The following is a 17,674-nucleotide window of genomic DNA, read 5'->3' as shown; positions in this document are numbered from 1 at the left end:
TCGTCGTGCGTTCGTCGTGCGATCCCACAGGCCCCGTCCGCCGAGTGATTTCCCCGCCCCAACCCCTTGCCATGTGGATAGTTCCGGCCCACGATGAGGCAACTCGTTTGGCTCAAAACGAAATTTCCCCTCCCCTCCTCAGCAGGTGATCCGAGTGGACAGTCAGACGGTCGACGCAAGCCCCCGGGCCGGAGAGGCCCCCCGGACCGCAGGAACCCTCAAGCGCAACGCCCTGGGAGTCCTGGGCATCCTCTTCTTCGTCCTCTCCGCCCAGGCGCCGCTGACCGGTATCGCGGGCGCCGTCCCGATCGCCGTCGCGGTCGGCAACGGGCCCGGCGCCCCCGCCGCCTACGCCGTGGCCGGCGCGGTGATCCTGCTGTTCTCCGTGGGCTTCGTCGCCATGGGCCGGCACGTGGTGAACGCCGGCGCCTTCTACACCTACATCGGCAGGGGCCTCGGCCGGACCACCGGGAGCGGCAGCGCCGCGGTCGCCCTGTTCGCCTACTGCACGGTCCAGGCGGCCATGTACGGCCTGTACGGCGTCACCGTCGCCGGCCTCGTCGGGCACTACACCGGCGTCCACCTCTCCTGGTGGGTCTGGGCCCTGGTCACCATGGCCGCGGTCCAGGTGCTGGGCGCCGCCGGCATCGAACTCGGCGCCAAGGTGCTCGCCGTGTTCGTGCTCGCCGAGTTCAGCATCCTGCTCGCCTTCGCCCTGGTCACCCTCTTCAAGGGCGGCGGCCCCGAGGGCCTCGGCATCACCCGCACCTTCTCGCCGGGCGCCGTCCTGCAGGGCGCCCCGGGCGTGGCCCTGATGTTCGCCGTCGCGTCCATGTTCGGCTTCGAGGCCACCGCGATCTACGGCGAGGAGGCCCGCGAGCCGCACCGGACCGTGCCCCGCGCCACCTACCTGTCGGTCGCCGTGGTCACCGGCTTCTTCGCCTTCACCTCCTGGATGCTCGTCTCCTCCTACGGCGCCTCCAAGGTCACCGGCGCGGCGGGCGGGGCGCTGGCCGGCGGCGACTCCACGGTGTTCGTCTTCGCCCCCATCGCCCACCTCTTCGGCGGCTGGGCGAACGACGTGCTGCCCGTCCTGCTGGGCACCTCCCTCTTCGCCGGCATCCTCGCCTTCCACAACTCCGCCAACCGCTACCTGTTCTCCCTCAGCCGCGAGGGCCTGCTGCCCGCCCGGCTGCGCTCCCTCAACCGGCGCCAGTCCCCGTGGGCCGCCGGCATCGTCCAGACGGTGATCGCCGCGCTGCTGGTGATCCCGTTCGCCCTCGCCGGCAAGGACCCCGTGCTCACCCTCTTCTCCTGGTTCAGCGGCGTCGGCGTCCTCGCCTGCATGCTGCTGTACTTCCTCACCTCGGTCTCCGTGATCGTCTTCTTCCGCCGCGAGCGCCTGGACCCCCGGCGCTGGAACACCCTGATCGCCCCCTCGCTCGGCGCCCTCGGCATCGCCGCCGTGATCTGGGTGGTCCTCACGAACTTCACCACCCTCATCGGCGGCGACGCCGCCACCGCGGCCTGGCTCGTCGCCGCCGTCCCCGCGGTGCTGCTCCTGGGCGCCGGCACCGCACGCCTGGTCCACGCCCGGACCACCGCGGACCGCTGAGCCCCCGATGGCCCGGCCCCCGCCCGGGGCCGGGCCCCGTCCCCGGACAGGAACACCATGCTCGACCTCACCCATGACGAACTGCTGCGCCGGGCCAAGGCGCTCGACCTGCCCGTGCGCCACCACATCGACGGCACCGACGAGCCCGGCTCCGGACCGGTGTTCGAGGTCGTCTCGCCCCGCGACGGGCAGACCCTCGCCCACGTCGCCGACGCCGGGCGGCCCGAGGTCGACCACGCCGTCGCCGCGGCCCGCCGCGCCTTCGACTCCGGCCCCTGGCCGCGGCTGGCCCCGGCCGAACGCGGCCGCGTCCTGCTGCGCCTCGCCGACCTTCTGGAGGAGCAGCGCGAACGGCTCGCGCTCACCGTCACCCTGGAGATGGGCAAGCCGATCACCGACGCCCACGACATCGAACTGCGCGCCGTGATCAACACCTTCCGCTGGTACGGCCAGCTCGCCGACAAGCTCACCGACGAGTCCCCGCACACCGCCGCCGACGCCCTCGCCCTGGTGACCCGGGAACCGGCGGGCGTGGTCGGCGCGGTCGTCCCCTGGAACTTCCCCCTCACCCTGGCGGGCTGGAAGGTCGCGCCCGCGCTCGCGGCCGGCTGCACGGTCGTGCTGAAGCCCTCCGAGTCGTCCCCGCTGTCCGCGCTGCTGCTCGGCCGGCTCGGCACCGAGGCCGGGCTGCCCCCGGGCGTGCTCAACGTCGTCACCGGCGACGGCCCCACCGCCGGCCGCGCGCTCGGCCTGCACCCCGACGTCGACGTCCTCGCCTTCACCGGCTCCACCGCCGTCGGCCGCCACTTCCTGCGCTACTCCGCCGACTCCAACCTCAAGCGGGTCTGGCTCGAACTCGGCGGCAAGTCGCCCAACATCATCCTGCCCGACGCCCCCGACCTGGACCGGGCCGCCGCCACCGCCGCCTGGGGCATCTTCTTCAACCAGGGTGAGATGTGCACCGCGCCCTCCCGGCTGCTCGTGCACTCCTCGATCGCCGAGCGCGTCACCGAGGCGATCGTGCGCCGCGCCCGCGAACTGCGCGTCGGCGACCCGCTCGACCCGGCCACCGAGATGGGCGCCCTCGTCGGCGAGGCCCACCTCGCCCGCGTCCTGGACCACGTCGGCACCGCCGAGGCCGAGGGCGCCCGGCTGCGCACCGGCGGCACCCGCACCCTCACCGCGACCGGCGGCAGCTACCTCAGCCCCACCGTCTTCGACCAGGTCGGCCCCGGCACCCGGCTGGCCCGCGAGGAGGTCTTCGGACCTGTCCTGTCCGTCCTCGCCTTCGACGACCTCGACGAGGCGGTACGGCTCGCCAACGCCACCGAGTACGGCCTGGCCGCCGGACTGTGGACCTCCGACCTGTCCACCGCCCACACGGTCTCCCGCGCGCTGAAGGCGGGCACGGTGTGGGTCAACTGCTACGAGGAGGGCGACCTGACCGTCCCGTTCGGCGGCATGAAGCAGTCCGGCAACGGCCGCGACAAGTCCGCGCACGCCCTGGAGAAGTACACCGAGCTCAAGACGACCTGGATCCGGCTGTGACCCACCGCCCGCTCATCGCCGTACCCGCCCGCTTCTCCGCCACCACCTCCGCTCTCAGGTACGCCGCCGAGGTCAACGCCCGCGCCCTGGTCGAGGCCGTGTGGCGGGCGGGCGGCGAACCGGCGGGCATCCACCCCGCCGACACCGGCACCGCCGCCCGGCTCGCCCGCTTCGACGGCCTCCTGCTCCCCGGCGGCGGCGACCTCGCCCCGCACCGCTACGGCGCCACCACCACCCACGACACCGTCTACGACGTCGACGGCACACAGGACGCCTTCGACCTCGCGGCGGCCCGCCACGCCCTCGCGTCCGGCCTGCCGCTGCTAGCGGTCTGCCGGGGCATGCAGGTCGTCAACGTGGCCCTCGGCGGCACCCTGGAACAGGACATGGGCGGCGCCGGCCGGGAACACCGCCACCTCGTGCACCCGGTCCGCGTGCGGTCCGGCACCCTCCTCGGACAGGCCCTCGGCACCGAGAAGGCCGACGCCTCCTGCTACCACCACCAGCGCGTGGCACGCCTGGGCGAGGGCCTGACCGTCACGGCCACCGCCGTCGACGGCACCGCGGAGGCCCTCGAACTGCCCGGCGCGCCCGGCTGGTTCACGGCCGTGCAGTGGCACCCCGAGGACACCGCGCACGAGGACCCCGCCCAGCAGGGCCTGTTCGACGCCCTGGTGAGCGCCGCCGCCCGCAACGCCCGCTGACCGGACGTCAGTTGCGGGGGCGCCGCCCGCTGCGCCGGGGAGCCGGCTCGGCGCCGCCGAGCAGCTCCCGGCGGCGCTCCTCGCCGTGTTCCTCCACCTGGAGGACGACCTGCCGCAGCCCCTCCGCGAGGCTCCGGCACTCGGCGTCGCTCAGACGCGCGGTGACGAACCCCTCCTCCTCGTTGAACGCGGGGAAGACCCGCAGCATCAGCTCCTCGCCCTTGTCGGTCAGGCTGAGCAGCACCAGGCGGCCGTCGTCCGGATGCCCGGCCCGGCGCACCAGCCCCCGCGACTCCAGGGTGCGCGCCACCCCGGTGAGCGTGCCCTTGGAGATGCCGGCCTCCTCGGCGACGTGCCGGGTCTCCGACTCGCCCCACACCCACACCACCCACAGCACGACGAACGCCGTCCAGGTCAGCTCGGAGTCGCGCAGCACCGTGTTCTCCAGGTGCTGCCGCACGGCGGAGGCGGCCCGGTAGACGTTGGCCACGGCTGCCATCTGCTCCCGGCGGATCGGGACGCCGCCGAGCTTGGCGGAGGCGAGCCGTTCGGCTTCGGTGATCGATCGATGGCCGGGCACGGGCGCTCCTCGGGTCGCTGAGCACACTCCCGCGGACGGTGCCCGCCACGGAAGGTCGTTCGGCCTCGAATTGTACGAAGAGCCGGGCCGGGCACGAGAGCGGCCGCACCCAGACGTAACCTTTCTGCATCCCGCGCCGGCATGGTGCGGCGCGCCCGAGGAGAGACCCCATGCCCACCGCCCGCCCCCGTGTCCTCTACGTCACCGACCTGGCGTACCCGGCCCGCGGGCGCCGGTACTGCGACGAGGACATCTTCCTCACCTCCCGGCTGCGCGAGCACTTCGACCTCGCCCTGTGCCACCCTCTGGACGCGGCCGCGCTGATGGACGCCCACGACGCCGTCGTGGTCCGCAACAGCGGGCCCGTCCTCGGCTACCAGAAGGAGTACGACGCCTTCCGCGCGCGTGCGCTCGACGCCGGCACCCCGGTGTACAACCCGCTCACCGGCAAGGCCGACATGGCCGGCAAGCAGTACCTGGTCGACCTCTCCGCCGCCGGCTTCCCGGTCATCCCCACCGTCGACCGCGCCGAGGATCTGCACCTGCTGCCCACGGTCAAGCGCTACGTGGTCAAGCCCAAGGTGGGCGCGGACTCCCTGGGCCTGCGGATCGTGCCCGCCTCCGGCCTCACCGGCCTGCCCGGACTCGCCGACGGCACCGTCCTCGCGCAGCCGTGCGTCGACTTCGCCCACGAGGTGTCCTTCTACTTCGTGGACGACGACTTCCAGTACGCGCTGTACGCCCCCGACCCGCGCCGCCGCTGGGAGCTGCGGCCGTACGCGGCCACCGCCGCCGACCTGGAGTTCGCCCGCGGCTTCGTCGACTGGAACGCCCTCGGCCACGGCATCCAGCGCGTCGACGCCTGCCGCACCCGGGACGGCGGGCTGCTGCTGGTCGAACTGGAGGACCTCAACCCCTACCTGTCCCTGGACGCCCTGCCCGAGGAGGACCGGGACGCCTTCGTCACCGCCCTGACCGCGTCCCTCAGCCGCTTCGTGCACGGGGCGCGGGAGGCCCTCGTCCCCGCCTGACGGCACCGGCGCCGCGTGGGCCGGCCGGGCTGAACGACGCCGCCCCGCACGCCGTATCTCACTCCGGGGACCCGCGGGCGCCCAGACCCGCGGGACGGAAGGAGAGCAGGGTGCCGACACCGCCCGAGCCCGAACAGCCCGCGCCAGGCCCGGTCCTGGAACCCGTCCGCGTCCTGCGGCTGCGCCGCTTCGACGCCCTCGCGGAGCTGATGCGCGAGACGTACCCGGAGCCGGAGGGCTACGAGTCCTTCGGCGCGGCGCCCGGGCCGGGCACCACGGGCGGGCCGTTCCGTCCGGCCGAGGACGAGACCCAGGAGCTGCCGCCCTTCCCCGGCGGCCCACAGCCCCCGCCGGGCGGCGGCGCCCCCGGTCCCGGGCCCGGTCTGCGCCGAGCCGCCGTGACCCTGGCCGTCGGGGCGGCCGCACTCGTCGGCTTCGGCTGCGCCCTGCTGCTCCCGGCCCGGCAGGAGGCGGGCGCGGCCGTGCGGCCCTCGCCGACCGCCACCGGGCACCCCGCCACGCCGGCACCGGCCACCCCGGCACCGGCCACCACCGCCACGAGCGACCCCGACGGTGCCGGCACCCTCCGCCAGGGCGACACCGGTCCCGAGGTCACCGAACTCCAGCAGCGCCTGCTGCGCGTCCCCGACGTCTACCGGGACGGCTCGGCCGACGGCACCTACGACGCCGCCCTCACCGCCGCCGTCGCCCGCTTCCAGCTCTGGTACGGCATCAGCGGCGACGAGACCGGCGTCTACGGCGACGACACCCGCCGTGCCCTGGAGTCCCGCGCCGACCCGAACGGCGGCTGATCCCCGCCGGCCTGCGTCCAGGGCGGTTCTTCCCCGACACGAGACCCGTCCGGCGCATCGGTCCGGCGTCCCGGGGCATGCGGAGGGTGCGGCGACGGAGCGGACGGGAGCGCGGTGGCATGGCGGACGTGGACGAGTTCTTCCACCGGCTGGACCCCCACATGTGCGTGGTGACGGCCGTGGCGGGCGGTGAACGGGCCGGGTGCCTGGTGGGCTTCGCCTCGCAGTGCTCCATCCGGCCGCCGAGGTTCGCGGTGTGGCTGTCCAAGGCCAACCACACCTACCGGGTGGCGCGGGCCGCGCACTGCCTCGCCGTCCACCTCCTCACCCCCGGGCAGCGGGACCTCGCGGTGCTCTTCGGCGGCGAGACCGGCGACGAGGTCGACAAGTTCTCCCGGGTGGACTGGCGGGAGGGGCCCGGCGGCGCGGCCGTCCTGACCGGCGCGGCGGCCTGGCTCGTCGGCGAGATCCTGCACCGCACCGACGGCGGCGACCACGTCGGCTTCGTCCTCGAACCGCTGCGGTGGGGCCAGGGCCCCGCCGGCCCTTTGCTGCGGCTGTCCGGAGCACTCCCGATCGCCCCAGGTCACCCGGTGGAATGACCTGGCTCGAACACCGGGCAACGCCCCGGAAAACCGCCGCCCGGCGTCCGGCCGGCCGGCGCCACCATGGCACTCGTCCGCGGCCCTCGCGGACCGCCCCCCCACCACGACCGAAGGCCACGCCGATGAGCGCCTCCCGCGTCCCGGGCCTGCTGGTGCCCGCCCTTTTCCTGCTCGCCCTGGTCGTCGGCGCCTGCTGGTACTGGCGACACCGGGGCGACGACTGACGGCCCCGGCTCAGGCCCCGCCCGCGTCCAGCGGCATCCGGATGTCCAGCACGCACACGTCGTCGCGCCGCTCCTCCGGCAGCATGCTGCCGAGCAGCGCCTCCAGCGTGCCGCGGCGGCGCTCGTGGTCGCGCACCGCGTCGGCCAGGCGGTCGAAGCCCGCGTCGATGCCCTCGCCGGTACGCTCCACCAGCCCGTCCGTGTAGAGCAGCAGCCGGTCCCCGGGCTCCAGCCTGATCTCCGCCGACTCGAAGAGCGGGTGCGCGCTCGCGCCGAGCAGCATGCCGCCGGGGCGCCCCAGGTAGCGCACCTCGCCGCCGCGCACCAGCAGCGGCGGTGGATGCCCCGCCTGCGCCCAGGTCAGCACATGCGTGCCGGGGTCGTAGCGGGCGAGGACCACGGTGGCCGTGGCCCGGCTGTCCCGCGAGTGCAGCAGCAGCCGGTTCAGCCGCGCGAGCGCGTCGGTCAGCGAGGAGCCCGTACTCACCATGCCCTTGGCGGTGAACCGGAGCTGGGCCATCGTCGCCACCGCGCCGATGCCGTGTCCCGCCACGTCGCCGACCACGAACAGCGCGGCGTCGTCGGGCAGTTCGATCGCGCTGAACCAGTCGCCGCCGACATGGATGCCGGACTGGGCGGGCAGGTAGGCGACCTCGATCCGCAGCCCGGCCAGCAGCACCGGCGTGCTCGGCAGCGGCAGCAGGGCGTGCTGCAGCCGGGCGGCCAGCGCCCGTTCGGCCTGCAGCACCCCGCGCTGCAGCAGCATCGCCCGTTCGCTCTCCACCAGGGCGAGTTCGGCGCTGCGCTGCGCGGTGAGGTCCTGCATGAAACCGTGCACGTCGGCGGCGGTGCCGTCGGGCTCGGTCACGGCCTCGGCGACGATCCTCAGGTGCCGCACGCCGTCCGGCGCCTGCACGCGGAACGGCACGTCGAACGCCCGCGCCCGATGGACGAGCCGGGTGATCGCGTGGGACAGCGGAGCGGCGTCCTGCGGCAGTACCAGCTCGGGCAGCCGTTCCAGCGGGACCGGCCCCAGCGCGGGGTCGCGGCCGAGCACGGCGTAGGTCTGCGGGGACCAGGTGATTTCCTGGGTGACCAGGTTCCAGTTGGCCCAGCCCAGGTTCCCGAGCCGCTGGACGTCGGACAGGCGCTGCTCCTGCCGCTCCACGGGGTCGTGCCGCAGCCAGGTCACCAGCAGTCCCTCACCGAGCGGGGCCGCCCGCACCGAGTAGGTGGCGGTCACCGGCACCCCCTCGGACACGTCCTGATAGGCGAACGGCTCGCTCACGAACGGCACACCGGTCGTGAGCGCGTCCAGGTAGCCCAGCCACAGCGGCTCGCCCGCGACGGACGGATAGCTCTCCAGCATGTGGCTGCCCACCATCTCCCGCCCGGTGCGGCCGAACACGTCGACCGCCTCGGAGGTGGCGGCGTCGATGCGGTAGTCCTCCACCTCGCCGGAGGCCGCGCGCAGCGGGGTCAGCAGGATCGCCGCTCCGGGCACCGCGTCGAGCACGGCCTGCACGCTCTGCGCGGTGTCGTCGTCGGTACCCTCCCGAGGGGCGTCGAAGGCGCGCAGCCGGCCCGCGCACAGCCGGGCCACCGCGCGCAGCAGTTCCCGCTCGCGCGGGGCGAACGCCCCAGCCGGCCGGCGCAGCACGCCGAGGGCGACCCGCGCGGTGTCACCGCCGGGCACCGGGAGCCAGGCCCGCGACCGCCACTGCTCGGGCGGGTCGCCGATGAGCAGGTCGTGTCGCCGGTCCTTGACGACGTCCTCCAGCCAGCACGGCTCGCCGGCCGCCAGGGCGTCGATCGGCGGAATCCCGCGCAGGGGCGGCACGTGGTGCCACTGCGCGGCGAGGGTCGCGCCCAGCCCGGCGTGCCCGATCAGTTCGAGTCCGCTGCCGTGCCGCCGCTCGTACAGCATCACGGCGTGCGCGCCCACCTCGGGCGCCAGGTGCTCCAGCAGGCTGTCGGCCAGCTCCTGCGCGGAGCCGACCCCCACCAGGTCCCGGCCGACCTGGCCGAGCACGTCCACCAGGTCACCGGTGGCGGTGGGCCCCGTCTCCCAGGACACGGTCCCGGAGTGGCGCGCCTCCGCCGCTTCGGCGGCCTGCCGCTCGGCGGGCACCAGGCTGCCGAGCGTGAGCCAGCACTCCTCGAGCAGGGTGCGGTTGCCGCTCTTGGCGCGCTGCAGCAGCTCCTCGTGGGCCGCGTCCGGGGTGCAGCCGGTCGTCGCCATCAGGGCGCCCTTGGCCCGCTCCAGTACCGCCGAGGTGGCGGCCGCGTCGCGCAGCCGGTCCATCTCGGCACGCTGCCGGGCCACGACCCTGGCCAGTGCCACCACGTCGGCACCGGTGCCGGGGTCCACAGAGGGCGCGGGCTCGCTCGTCACGCGACGAGCATTGCACATCCGAGCCCGTTCGATCACTCGTCTGCCACGTCCGGCTTTCCCCGGCGACACGCGTCCGGCGACCCCGGAAAGAGGGGTCCGTGCGCACACCGGACCGTGACGGCCCGGCAGGGGTGCCCGCGGGAGGCCGGGCAGGCGGGAAAGGCCCGGGTGCGCGGCCGTGCGGACCGTCAGCGGCCGGTGCCGCGCCCGGCGAGCGCCTCGCTGACGGCGCGGACGCTGCGCGCGATGTGCTGGAGCTGGAGCACCTCGGCGGCGTAAAGCTTGATCGTGTGTTCGATGACCGACTCGGGGATGCCGAGGACGGGCAGCTCGGCCCGCGCGGTCTGCAGCGCGGTCCGCGCCACCCGGATCTCCTGGTGCACCTGTATCTGGGCGTGCCGGGCGAGCAGGACGGGGTGCCGCATGAGCGCGGGGTAGCTGGCGTAGCGCGCCGGGATGAGGTCGCGCAGCCACTTGGCCGCCGAGCGTTCCCAGTCGTAGCTGCCGGGCGTCTTGACCTGGCAGGGCCAGTCGGGGCTGAGGCGCATCGTGGTCAGGGGCATGTTCATCGCTTCCGGTGTGCGGCGTCGTGAGGGTGTCCGACGGTTGGGGCGGCCCCGGCCTAGGGGATGGCCGGGGCCGCCACGGGCGCACCGCAGGGGCGGTTGCGCCACCGGGCATCCCGGGCGCCGACGTGGGTAGGGAACGGCGGCATGGGATGTCCGTGCGGGGGCCCCGGACGCGGGGGACCGGCGCTGCGGGAGTGCGTGCGTGCGCATGGGCGGTCCGTCGGCTTTCTCGGGGCGGTGGTGCGAGCGGTGGGTCCGCCCGGAACGCTCCCGGAGTGGGCCGGGTGCGATCCGTGAGCAGTATTTATATATGCCGTCGGGTTTGCAAGACGTATGAAAACATTCATGCGGGAAATGCGCCGAATGATCCCCGTGGGCCTAATGTCCCCGGCCCTGCCCGCCGGCGGCCAAAGGATCTTCGGCTGGGCCCGCCGACGGCCAAAGGATCAGTCCCCGGGCCGGTCGCGGCCGGTCCCCGAGTCAGTCCCTGAGGAAGAACTGCTGCTGGTCCGCGACCTGTTCGTACTTCTCCAGCCGCGCCTGCGTGCGCTCCGGATCGGCGTCCGTCATGGCCTGCAGCAGCGCCGCCGCCAGCAGCCCCGGCGCCGCGTAGGAGTCGAAGACCAGCCGGGAGCCGGGGCCGGTGGTGAAGGTGACGTCGGCCTCGTCGGCCAGCGGCCCGAGCGCCAGGTCGGTGATGAGCGCGACCTTCAGCCCGGCCTCGCGCGCGACCCGCAGCGCGGTCAGCGTCTCCTGGGCGTGCCGGGGCATGGCGAAGGCCAGCACCCAGGTGCCGCCGGCCTCGCGCGACTGCAGCAGCGCGTCGTAGGCCACGCTGCCGCCGCGCGTCACCAGCCGTACGTCGGGGTGGATGCGGCGGGCCGCGTACCCGAAGTACTCCGCCAGCGACACCGAGATGCGCAGGCCCAGCACGGTCAGCGGGGTGGAGCGGGACAGGGCGCGGCCGACCCGGATCACCCGGTCGGGGTCGGCGAAGTCCCGGCGCAGGTTCTCCAGGTTCTGGATCTCGGCGTCGACGGCGGCCTGGAGCTCGTTGGCGCGGTCCTCCTCGCCGCCCGCGCCGGCCAGCGTGCTCAGCGCGATCGACTGGAGCTTCTCCCGCAGCGCGGGATAGCCGCTGAAGCCGACGGCGGCGGCGAAACGGGTGACGGACGGCTGGCTGACGCCGACCCGGTCCGCCAGCTCGGTGATCGACAGGAACGCCGCCTCGGTGATGTGCTCGATCAGGTACTGGGCGACACGACGCTGTCCCGGGGACAGCCGGGGACCGTCGAAGAGCTCTCTGAGCTGGGAGGTCGGCGCGGCCTCGGCCTCCGGCGCGGTCTTGCCCGAGGTGATCGCTGACGCCTGGGCGCGTGCCTGCTGCGGCGAGGGCACCGGCCCGCCTCCTTTGTCTCCCACGAACACTCAACATAGCCCACCGAGCCTGGTCAGCAGGGGGTTGACGGCCCGACAGCCTCACCGGCGGTACACGGTGATCGAGTGTCCCACCTCGTCGACCGGGCGGCTCGTGCGGATCAGTCCGGCCAGCCGGCCGCGCGCCTTGGCGGCCGCGGAGTCCGACACGACCAGCAGCCCGCGCACCCGGTCCGGCGGCACCTTGCGCGGATCGGCGGCGTGGATGCCGTAGTACGCCGGCACACCGCTGCCCTTGTACACCAGCCACACCCGCTGCCCCGGGTACCGCTGCCGCAGCCGGTCGGCGAGCCGGCCCAGGTCCTGCCCCCAGTCCACGTTGGAGTCGTGCAGCAGCCGGTGGGTGCGCTCGGGCCCGCCGAACGCCTCGTTCGCGTACGGCAGGTAGTACGGGAACGTACGCAGCGAACTCACCGCCACGAACAGCACCAGCAGCCCCGTGAGCGGCCGCGCCCAGCGCCGCCGTGGCCCGAGCACACCGGCCGCCGCCACCGCGAGGAACACCGGCACGAACAGCGCGTACCGGGTCCCGAAGTCCCGCGCGCCCGTCATCGCCGCCGCCAGCAGCACCGCCGGCGGCACCAGCAGGTACGGCGCCGCGGGCCGCAGCCGGCGGACCGCCACGCAGGCGACCGCGCCCGCCGCACCGAGGGCCAGCGACCCGAGCGGTGTCTTCACCAGCAGCGCGGCCGGCAGGTAGTACCAGAGCGCCCCCGTGTAGAGGTGCCCGAACAGATAGCCCTGCCAGGGGTGGTCCTCGAGTCCGAACTGCACCCGCATCCCGGCCCGGTACGCCGGAGGCAGCGGCAGCAGACCGGTCAGCCGCCCGCGCAGCCCGTGCACGGCCGGCACCTGCTCCACGGGCGTGAACCGCAGCAGCGGGTCGACCGCGAGATACGCCAGCCACACCACCGCGACGGCCACCAGCGCCACGCCCGCCGCTCCCACCAGCCCCTGGAGCACCCTCCGGCGCCGGTCCGCGCCTGCACGGGCGCTCCACACCGACACCACGGCCAGGAGCAGCAGCACCGGGACCGCCGGCAGCGCGCTCATCTTCGTCGCGACGGCCGCGCCGAGGGCCGCCCCGGTGAGCGGCAGGTACAGCCGCGGCCTGTTCCGCGCCCGCCACACCAGCCACACGGACGTCAGCAGGAACCCGGTCACCGGCATGTCCAGGGTGGCCAGCGAGCCGTGGGCGATCACATCGGGGGAGAAGGCGTAGAGCGCGAGCGCCACCAGGCCGCCCGCCGGTCCCACCACGTCCCGGGCGAACGCGAGCACGACGAGCCCGAACAGCAGCGTCAGCGTGATCACCGGCAGCCGCGCCCACAGCATCAGCCGCCAGGGGTCGTTGCCCGACTCGTACAGCAGATGCCGTCCGACCTCGCCCTGGGTGCCGGTGTACGACGGGTCGTAGCGCGGGTCGGCCACCGCCACTCCGGCCGCGATCAGGAGCTTGCCGAGCGGCGGGTGCTCGGGGTTGTAGCGCAGCCGGTGCTCGCGCAGGTAGTCGGTGGCCGTGGCCACGTACACGGGTTCGTCGATGGTGGGCGTCTGCCGCACGGCCGTGGTGACCATCGCGGCCGCCATCTGGCCGAGCAGCACCACCGCCAGCAGCGCCACGAGCCACGGCCGCCGGCGGCGCACCCCGGCGCGCAGGCGTGTGCGGACCGTACTCCGGCCCGGGCCGTCGTCATCGGGCGCCCCGGGCTCCAGGACCCCGGCCGTCTGCTGCGCGTGTGCCATCATCCGCCCCGCCGTGACACCGGCCGAGCGGGCGCGGGCGCGGGCCGGGGCCGGGTCATGGCCCCCACTGTCGCACCCCTCCCGCCACCGGAGGGCGTCACCGCTCCACAAGTCGTACCGGCGGACCTTCCGCCGTGCCCACCGGTACGGGCGGCGGCCCGCCGCAGTTCACCGCGACCCGCACGGACCGCCCGCCGCAGTTCACCGCGACCCGGACCCACCGTCCGCGCGGTCGGTCCAGGGGGCGAACCGGCGGTTCACGCCGGCGCCCGGAAGGCGGGCAGCGCGCCGGGGGGCACGACCAGATCCGCACGGTCCCGCGTCGTCGCGATCAGGTCCGCGTTGCGCTGGTCCGTGCCCAGCACCCAGGCCGTCGCCGTCGCGTGGTCCTTGCCGAACCGCTCGTGCCGGGCGACGAGTCGGCGCACGCGTTCCTCCTCGTCCACCTCGCAGAACCACACCTCGTCCAGGCACGCCCGCACCCGGGTCCACGAACCCCGCTCCAGGAGAAGGTAGTTGCCCTCGGTGACCACCAGCCGGGCGGCCGGCGGCACCGGGATCGCGCCCGCGAGCGGCTGCTCCAGCACCCGTTCGAACCCGGGCGCGTACACCACCTCGCCGGCCACCTCACCGGTCTCCTCGCGCAGCCGCCGCAGCAGGGCCGCGTACCCCGCGGCGTCGAAGGTGTCCGGCGCGCCCTTGCGGTCCCGGCGGCCCAGCCGGTCCAGTTCGGCGTCGGCCAGGTGGAAGCCGTCCATGGGCACGTGCGCCGCCCAGGGCGGGCCGTCCCCGTTCAGTGCGTCCACCAGCCGCTCGGCCAGGGTCGTCTTGCCCGCGCCCGGGCCGCCCGCGATCCCGAGGATCGCGCGCCGCCCGCCCCCGGCGAGGGCACGGGCGCGCAGGAGGAGGTCGTCGAAGGTCAGCGGCACACCGCCGAGTGTGCCACCGGCGGTCCGTGATGTGAGAACCCGGTGCGAAGGTGCGAAAGTATCTCCCGTGTGGCGCGTGCCACCGGCTGGAAGGCGCGCGGTGGGGAACAGTGCTCGGTATGACTCAGCTCGGTCTGCCCGACACCATCCAGGCCTGTCTCTTCGACCTCGACGGAGTCGTCACCCAGACGGCCGTCGTGCACGCGGCCGCGTGGAAGGAGACGTTCGACGCGTTCCTGCGTGAGCACGAGGGCCCGCAGGCGCGTCCGTTCGACGAGGTCGCCGACTACGACGAGTACGTCGACGGACGCCCGCGCGCCGACGGGGTCCGCTCCTTCCTCGCCTCGCGCGGCATCGAGTTGCCCGAGGGCGATCCGGGCGACCCACCGGACGCCCGCACCGTGCACGGCCTCGGCAACCGCAAGAACGACCTGCTGCTGGAGCGCATCCGCACCGGAGGCGTCGACGCCTACGAGGGCACCCTGCGCTATCTGGAGGCCGTGCGCGCGCGGGGACTCGCCACCGCCATCGTCTCCTCCAGCGCCAACTGCCGTGACGTGCTGCGCGCCGTGGGCGCCGAGCACTTCTTCGACGTGCGGATCGACGGCGTCGTCGCGACGGAGCGGCACCTGCCGGGCAAACCGCACCCCGACACCTTCCTGGCCGCCGCCCGCGACCTGGGCGTCGAGCCGGAGCGGGCGGCCGTCTTCGAGGACGCGCTGGCCGGCATGGACGCGGGCCGCTCCGGCGGCTTCGGGTACGTCGTCGGCGTCGACCGCGTCGGACAGAGCGACGCGCTGTACGCGCACGGCGCGAACGTCGTCGTCAAGGACCTGGCCGAGCTGGGAGGCGAGCAGTGATCTCCCACCGGTCGTACACGGTCGAGCCGTGGGCCGTGCGCGAGACCGACCTGAACCTCGACGTCCTCGCCCAGAGCGAGTCGGTGTTCGCGCTCTCCAACGGCCACGTCGGCTGGCGCGGCAACCTCGACGAGGGCGAGCCGCACGGTCTGCCCGGCAGTTACCTCAACGGCGTGCACGAGGTGCACCCGCTGCCGTACGCGGAGGCCGGCTACGGCTACCCGGAGTCCGGGCAGACCGTCATCAACGTCACCAACGGCAAGGTGCTCCGGCTGCTGGTGGACGACGAGCCGTTCGACCTGCGCTACGGCCGGCTCGTCGCCCACGAGCGGGTACTGGACCTGCGCCGTGGGGTGCTGGAGCGCACGTGCGAGTGGACCTCCCCGGCCGGCTCCACCGTGCGGGTGCGCTCGACCCGGCTGGTGTCCCTGGCCCAGCGGTCGGTGGCGGCGGTGGCGTACGAGGTCGAGGCCGTCGGCAGCCGCAGTCGGGTGGTGATCCAGTCGGAGCTGGTCGCCAACGAGCAGTTGCCCGGGTCGAACGGCGACCCCCGGGCGGCGATGGCCCTGCAGTCGCCGCTGGAGCCGGAGGACGACTTCGCCTCCGGCTCCCGGCTGCGGCTGGTGCACCGCACCCGGCGCAGCGGCCTCCGGGTCGGCGTCGCCGCCGACCACGTCGTCACCGGCCCGGAGCGCACCACGACGCGCAGCGAGAGCGGCACCGACGTCGCCCGCCTCACCGTCACCTCCGTACTGGAGCCGGGGCAGACGCTGCGGGTGGAGAAGCTGGTCGCCCACGGCTGGTCCGGGACCCGCTCGCTGCCGGCGATGGCCGACCAGGTCGACGCGGCCCTCGCGGCCGCCGCGCACGACGGCTGGCCGGGGCTGCTGGACGAACAGCGCGCCTACCTGGACGACTTCTGGGCCCGCGCCGACGTCGAGGTGGACGGCGACGAGGAGATCCAGCAGGCCGTGCGCTTCGCGCTCTTCCACGTGCTGCAGGCCGGCGCCCGCGCCGAGCAGCGCGCGATACCGGCCAAGGGGCTGACCGGCTCCGGGTACGACGGGCACGCGTTCTGGGACACCGAGATGTTCGTGCTGCCGGTGCTCACCCACACCGCCCCGCAGGCGGTTGCCGAGGCGCTGCGCTGGCGGCACAACACCCTGGACGAGGCCCGCGAACGCGCGGCCCAACTGGGCCTGGGCGGAGCCGCGTTCCCCTGGCGGACCATCCAGGGCGCGGAGGGCTCGGCCTACTGGCCGGCCGGCACCGCGGCCTTCCACGTGAACGCCGACATAGCCGACGCGGTCGTCCGCTACGTCGAGGCCACCGCCGACACCGCGTTCGAGCGGGAGGTCGGCGTGGAACTGCTGGTGGAGACGGCCCGGCTGTGGCGTTCACTCGGCCACCACGACCACCACGGCGTCTTCCACATCGACGGCGTGACCGGGCCCGACGAGTACAGCGCGGTCGCCGACGACAACACCTACACCAACCTGATGGCCCGGCAGAACCTGCTCGCCGCCGCCGACGCCGCCGAGCGGCACCCGCGGGAGGCGGAGCGCCTGGGAGTGGACGAGGAGGAGAGCGCCGCCTGGCGGGACGCCGCCGCGGCCGTGCACATCCCGTTCAACCAGGAACTCGGTGTGCACGAGCAGCACGCCGGCTTCACCCGCTACCAGCGCTGGGACTTCGCGAACACCCGCCCGGACCAGTACCCGCTGCTGCTGAACTTCCCCTACTTCGACCTCTACCGCAAACAGGTCGTCAAGCAGGCCGACCTGGTGCTGGCCATGTACACCTGTGCCGGGTTCTTCGACGAGCAGCAGGTGGCCCGCAACTTCGCCTACTACGAGCCGCTGACCGTACGCGACTCCTCGCTGTCCGCCTGCTGCCAGGCCGTCGTCGCCGCCCAGGCCGGCCATCTGCGGCTCGCCTTCGCCTACACCGCCGAAGCGGCCCTGATGGATCTCCAGGACCTGGAGCACAACACCCGCGACGGGCTGCACATCGCCTCGCTCGCCGGGACCTGGATGGCCCTGGTCGCCGGATTCGGCGGGCTGCGCCACGACGGCACGGGACTGCGCTTCGCGCCCCGGCTCCCGGAACGGCTGCGCCGCCTGGCCTTCAACCTCGAACACCGCGGCCGCCGCCTCAGGGTGGAGATCGGCGCCGACAAGACGACCTACACGCTCCTCGCCGGACCGCCGCTCACCCTGCACCACCACGGGGAGCCACTGCGGGTCAGCACCGAAGAGCCGGCCGTCCGCGCGATGCCGCCGGTGCCCTTCCGGCCGACCCCCGAGCAGCCCCCGCACCGGGCGCCGAACGGCGGCGCCTGAGGCCGGGCCGGCCGGCGGGGGCGGTGAGCAGGCCGAGCGGGTCGCCTGTCGCGTCGGTGCCGGGCGGCGGCGTTCGGGGTCAGGACAGTGCGTGGGTGAGCAGGCCGAGGAGGTCGCCCGTCGCGTCGGCGGCGAGCAGCGCCGGCAGCGCGCCCAGCGCCAGGACGGCCGCCGCGGCCGGCCACAGGCGCGGCGGCGGGCTCGTCCGGAGCGCCGCGATACGGCGGGTGACGGCGCGGTCGGTGAAGTTCAGCGGGCACGCGGCGCGGGCCCGGCC

The 17,674-nt window shown here is 74.4% G+C and carries 14 protein-coding genes and 1 pseudogene; 8 read left to right on the top strand and 7 right to left on the bottom strand.

Translation table 11 applies throughout. From position 1 onward, the window contains the following. Positions 1 to 154: 154 nt before the first annotated feature. From PV343_RS36495 to PV343_RS36485, 3 genes are read left to right on the top strand one after another with little or no spacing between them, the layout of a single operon-like run. Complete coding sequence (locus PV343_RS36495) at positions 155 to 1,615, top strand: APC family permease (RefSeq protein ID WP_319151331.1); 1,461 nt, start codon at positions 155 to 157, stop codon at positions 1,613 to 1,615. Positions 1,616 to 1,672: 57 nt separating this feature from the next. After that, positions 1,673 to 3,163, top strand: a complete 1,491-nt coding sequence (locus PV343_RS36490) for an aldehyde dehydrogenase (RefSeq protein ID WP_319151330.1) — start codon at positions 1,673 to 1,675, stop codon at positions 3,161 to 3,163. Then, positions 3,160 to 3,867 (top strand): gamma-glutamyl-gamma-aminobutyrate hydrolase family protein, encoded by a 708-nt coding sequence (locus PV343_RS36485; RefSeq protein ID WP_319151329.1) that lies wholly within the window; start codon positions 3,160 to 3,162, stop codon positions 3,865 to 3,867. Before PV343_RS36490 ends, PV343_RS36485 begins: the two co-directional genes overlap by 4 nt. A 7-nt stretch (positions 3,868 to 3,874) precedes the next feature. Here the strand turns inward: PV343_RS36485 and PV343_RS36480 are convergent, their stop codons facing one another. Continuing rightward, positions 3,875 to 4,447 (bottom strand): MarR family winged helix-turn-helix transcriptional regulator, encoded by a 573-nt coding sequence (locus tag PV343_RS36480; protein ID WP_319151328.1) that lies wholly within the window; start codon positions 4,445 to 4,447, stop codon positions 3,875 to 3,877. A 170-nt stretch (positions 4,448 to 4,617) separates the two neighbouring features. Here PV343_RS36480 and PV343_RS36475 point away from each other — a divergent pair, with 170 nt between their 5' ends. The 3 genes from PV343_RS36475 (at position 4,618) to PV343_RS36465 (ending at position 6,892) form a co-directional block, all read left to right on the top strand. Beyond that, positions 4,618 to 5,478 (top strand): hypothetical protein, encoded by an 861-nt coding sequence (locus PV343_RS36475; RefSeq protein ID WP_319151327.1) that lies wholly within the window; start codon positions 4,618 to 4,620, stop codon positions 5,476 to 5,478. A 110-nt stretch (positions 5,479 to 5,588) separates the two neighbouring features. Next, positions 5,589 to 6,290: a peptidoglycan-binding domain-containing protein gene (locus PV343_RS36470; RefSeq protein ID WP_319151326.1), complete on the top strand. Its 702-nt coding sequence runs from the start codon at positions 5,589 to 5,591 to the stop codon at positions 6,288 to 6,290. A 119-nt stretch (positions 6,291 to 6,409) separates the two neighbouring features. After that, positions 6,410 to 6,892 (top strand): flavin reductase family protein, encoded by a 483-nt coding sequence (locus PV343_RS36465; protein ID WP_319151325.1) that lies wholly within the window; start codon positions 6,410 to 6,412, stop codon positions 6,890 to 6,892. A gap of 237 nt (positions 6,893 to 7,129) precedes the next feature. On the opposite strand, the gene PV343_RS36460 is transcribed toward PV343_RS36465, so the two are convergent. The 5 genes from PV343_RS36460 to PV343_RS36440 all read right to left on the bottom strand — a co-directional run bounded on the left by PV343_RS36460 (position 7,130) and on the right by PV343_RS36440 (position 14,195). After that, positions 7,130 to 9,532, bottom strand: coding sequence for a SpoIIE family protein phosphatase (locus tag PV343_RS36460; protein WP_319151324.1), 2,403 nt, complete (start codon positions 9,530 to 9,532; stop codon positions 7,130 to 7,132). Positions 9,533 to 9,702: 170 nt separating this feature from the next. Next, positions 9,703 to 10,083 carry a hypothetical protein gene (locus PV343_RS36455; protein WP_317446871.1) on the bottom strand — a complete coding sequence of 127 codons (381 nt, stop codon included), beginning with the start codon at positions 10,081 to 10,083 and terminating at the stop codon, positions 9,703 to 9,705. Between the two features lie 480 nt (positions 10,084 to 10,563). Further along, positions 10,564 to 11,481: a MurR/RpiR family transcriptional regulator gene (locus PV343_RS36450; protein ID WP_166662653.1), complete on the bottom strand. Its 918-nt coding sequence runs from the start codon at positions 11,479 to 11,481 to the stop codon at positions 10,564 to 10,566. 81 nt (positions 11,482 to 11,562) lie between these two features. Beyond that, complete coding sequence (locus PV343_RS36445) at positions 11,563 to 13,269, bottom strand: ArnT family glycosyltransferase (RefSeq protein ID WP_319151323.1); 1,707 nt, start codon at positions 13,267 to 13,269, stop codon at positions 11,563 to 11,565. Between the two features lie 254 nt (positions 13,270 to 13,523). Further along, entirely contained in the window at positions 13,524 to 14,195 is a 672-nt protein-coding gene (locus PV343_RS36440; RefSeq protein ID WP_319151322.1) for a nucleoside/nucleotide kinase family protein, read from the bottom strand. 119 nt (positions 14,196 to 14,314) lie between these two features. Here PV343_RS36440 and PV343_RS36435 point away from each other — a divergent pair, with 119 nt between their 5' ends. Both PV343_RS36435 and PV343_RS36430 read left to right on the top strand, forming a co-directional pair. After that, positions 14,315 to 15,055 carry an HAD family hydrolase gene (locus PV343_RS36435; RefSeq protein WP_319151321.1) on the top strand — a complete coding sequence of 247 codons (741 nt, stop codon included), beginning with the start codon at positions 14,315 to 14,317 and terminating at the stop codon, positions 15,053 to 15,055. Continuing rightward, entirely contained in the window at positions 15,052 to 17,397 is a 2,346-nt protein-coding gene (locus tag PV343_RS36430; protein WP_319151320.1) for a glycoside hydrolase family 65 protein, read from the top strand. Before PV343_RS36435 ends, PV343_RS36430 begins: the two co-directional genes overlap by 4 nt. Before the next feature lie 79 nt (positions 17,398 to 17,476). Here PV343_RS36430 and PV343_RS36425 read toward each other — a convergent pair. Further along, positions 17,477 to 17,674: pseudogene (locus PV343_RS36425) on the bottom strand (M56 family peptidase); the annotation flags it as partial.

Source organism: Streptomyces sp. WI03-4A (assembly GCF_033792105.1).
Lineage (GTDB): Bacteria > Actinomycetota > Actinomycetes > Streptomycetales > Streptomycetaceae > Streptomyces > Streptomyces collinus_A.
Note: the sequence above shows the minus strand (reverse complement) of the source record. Positions and strands in the feature narration are given on the sequence as shown.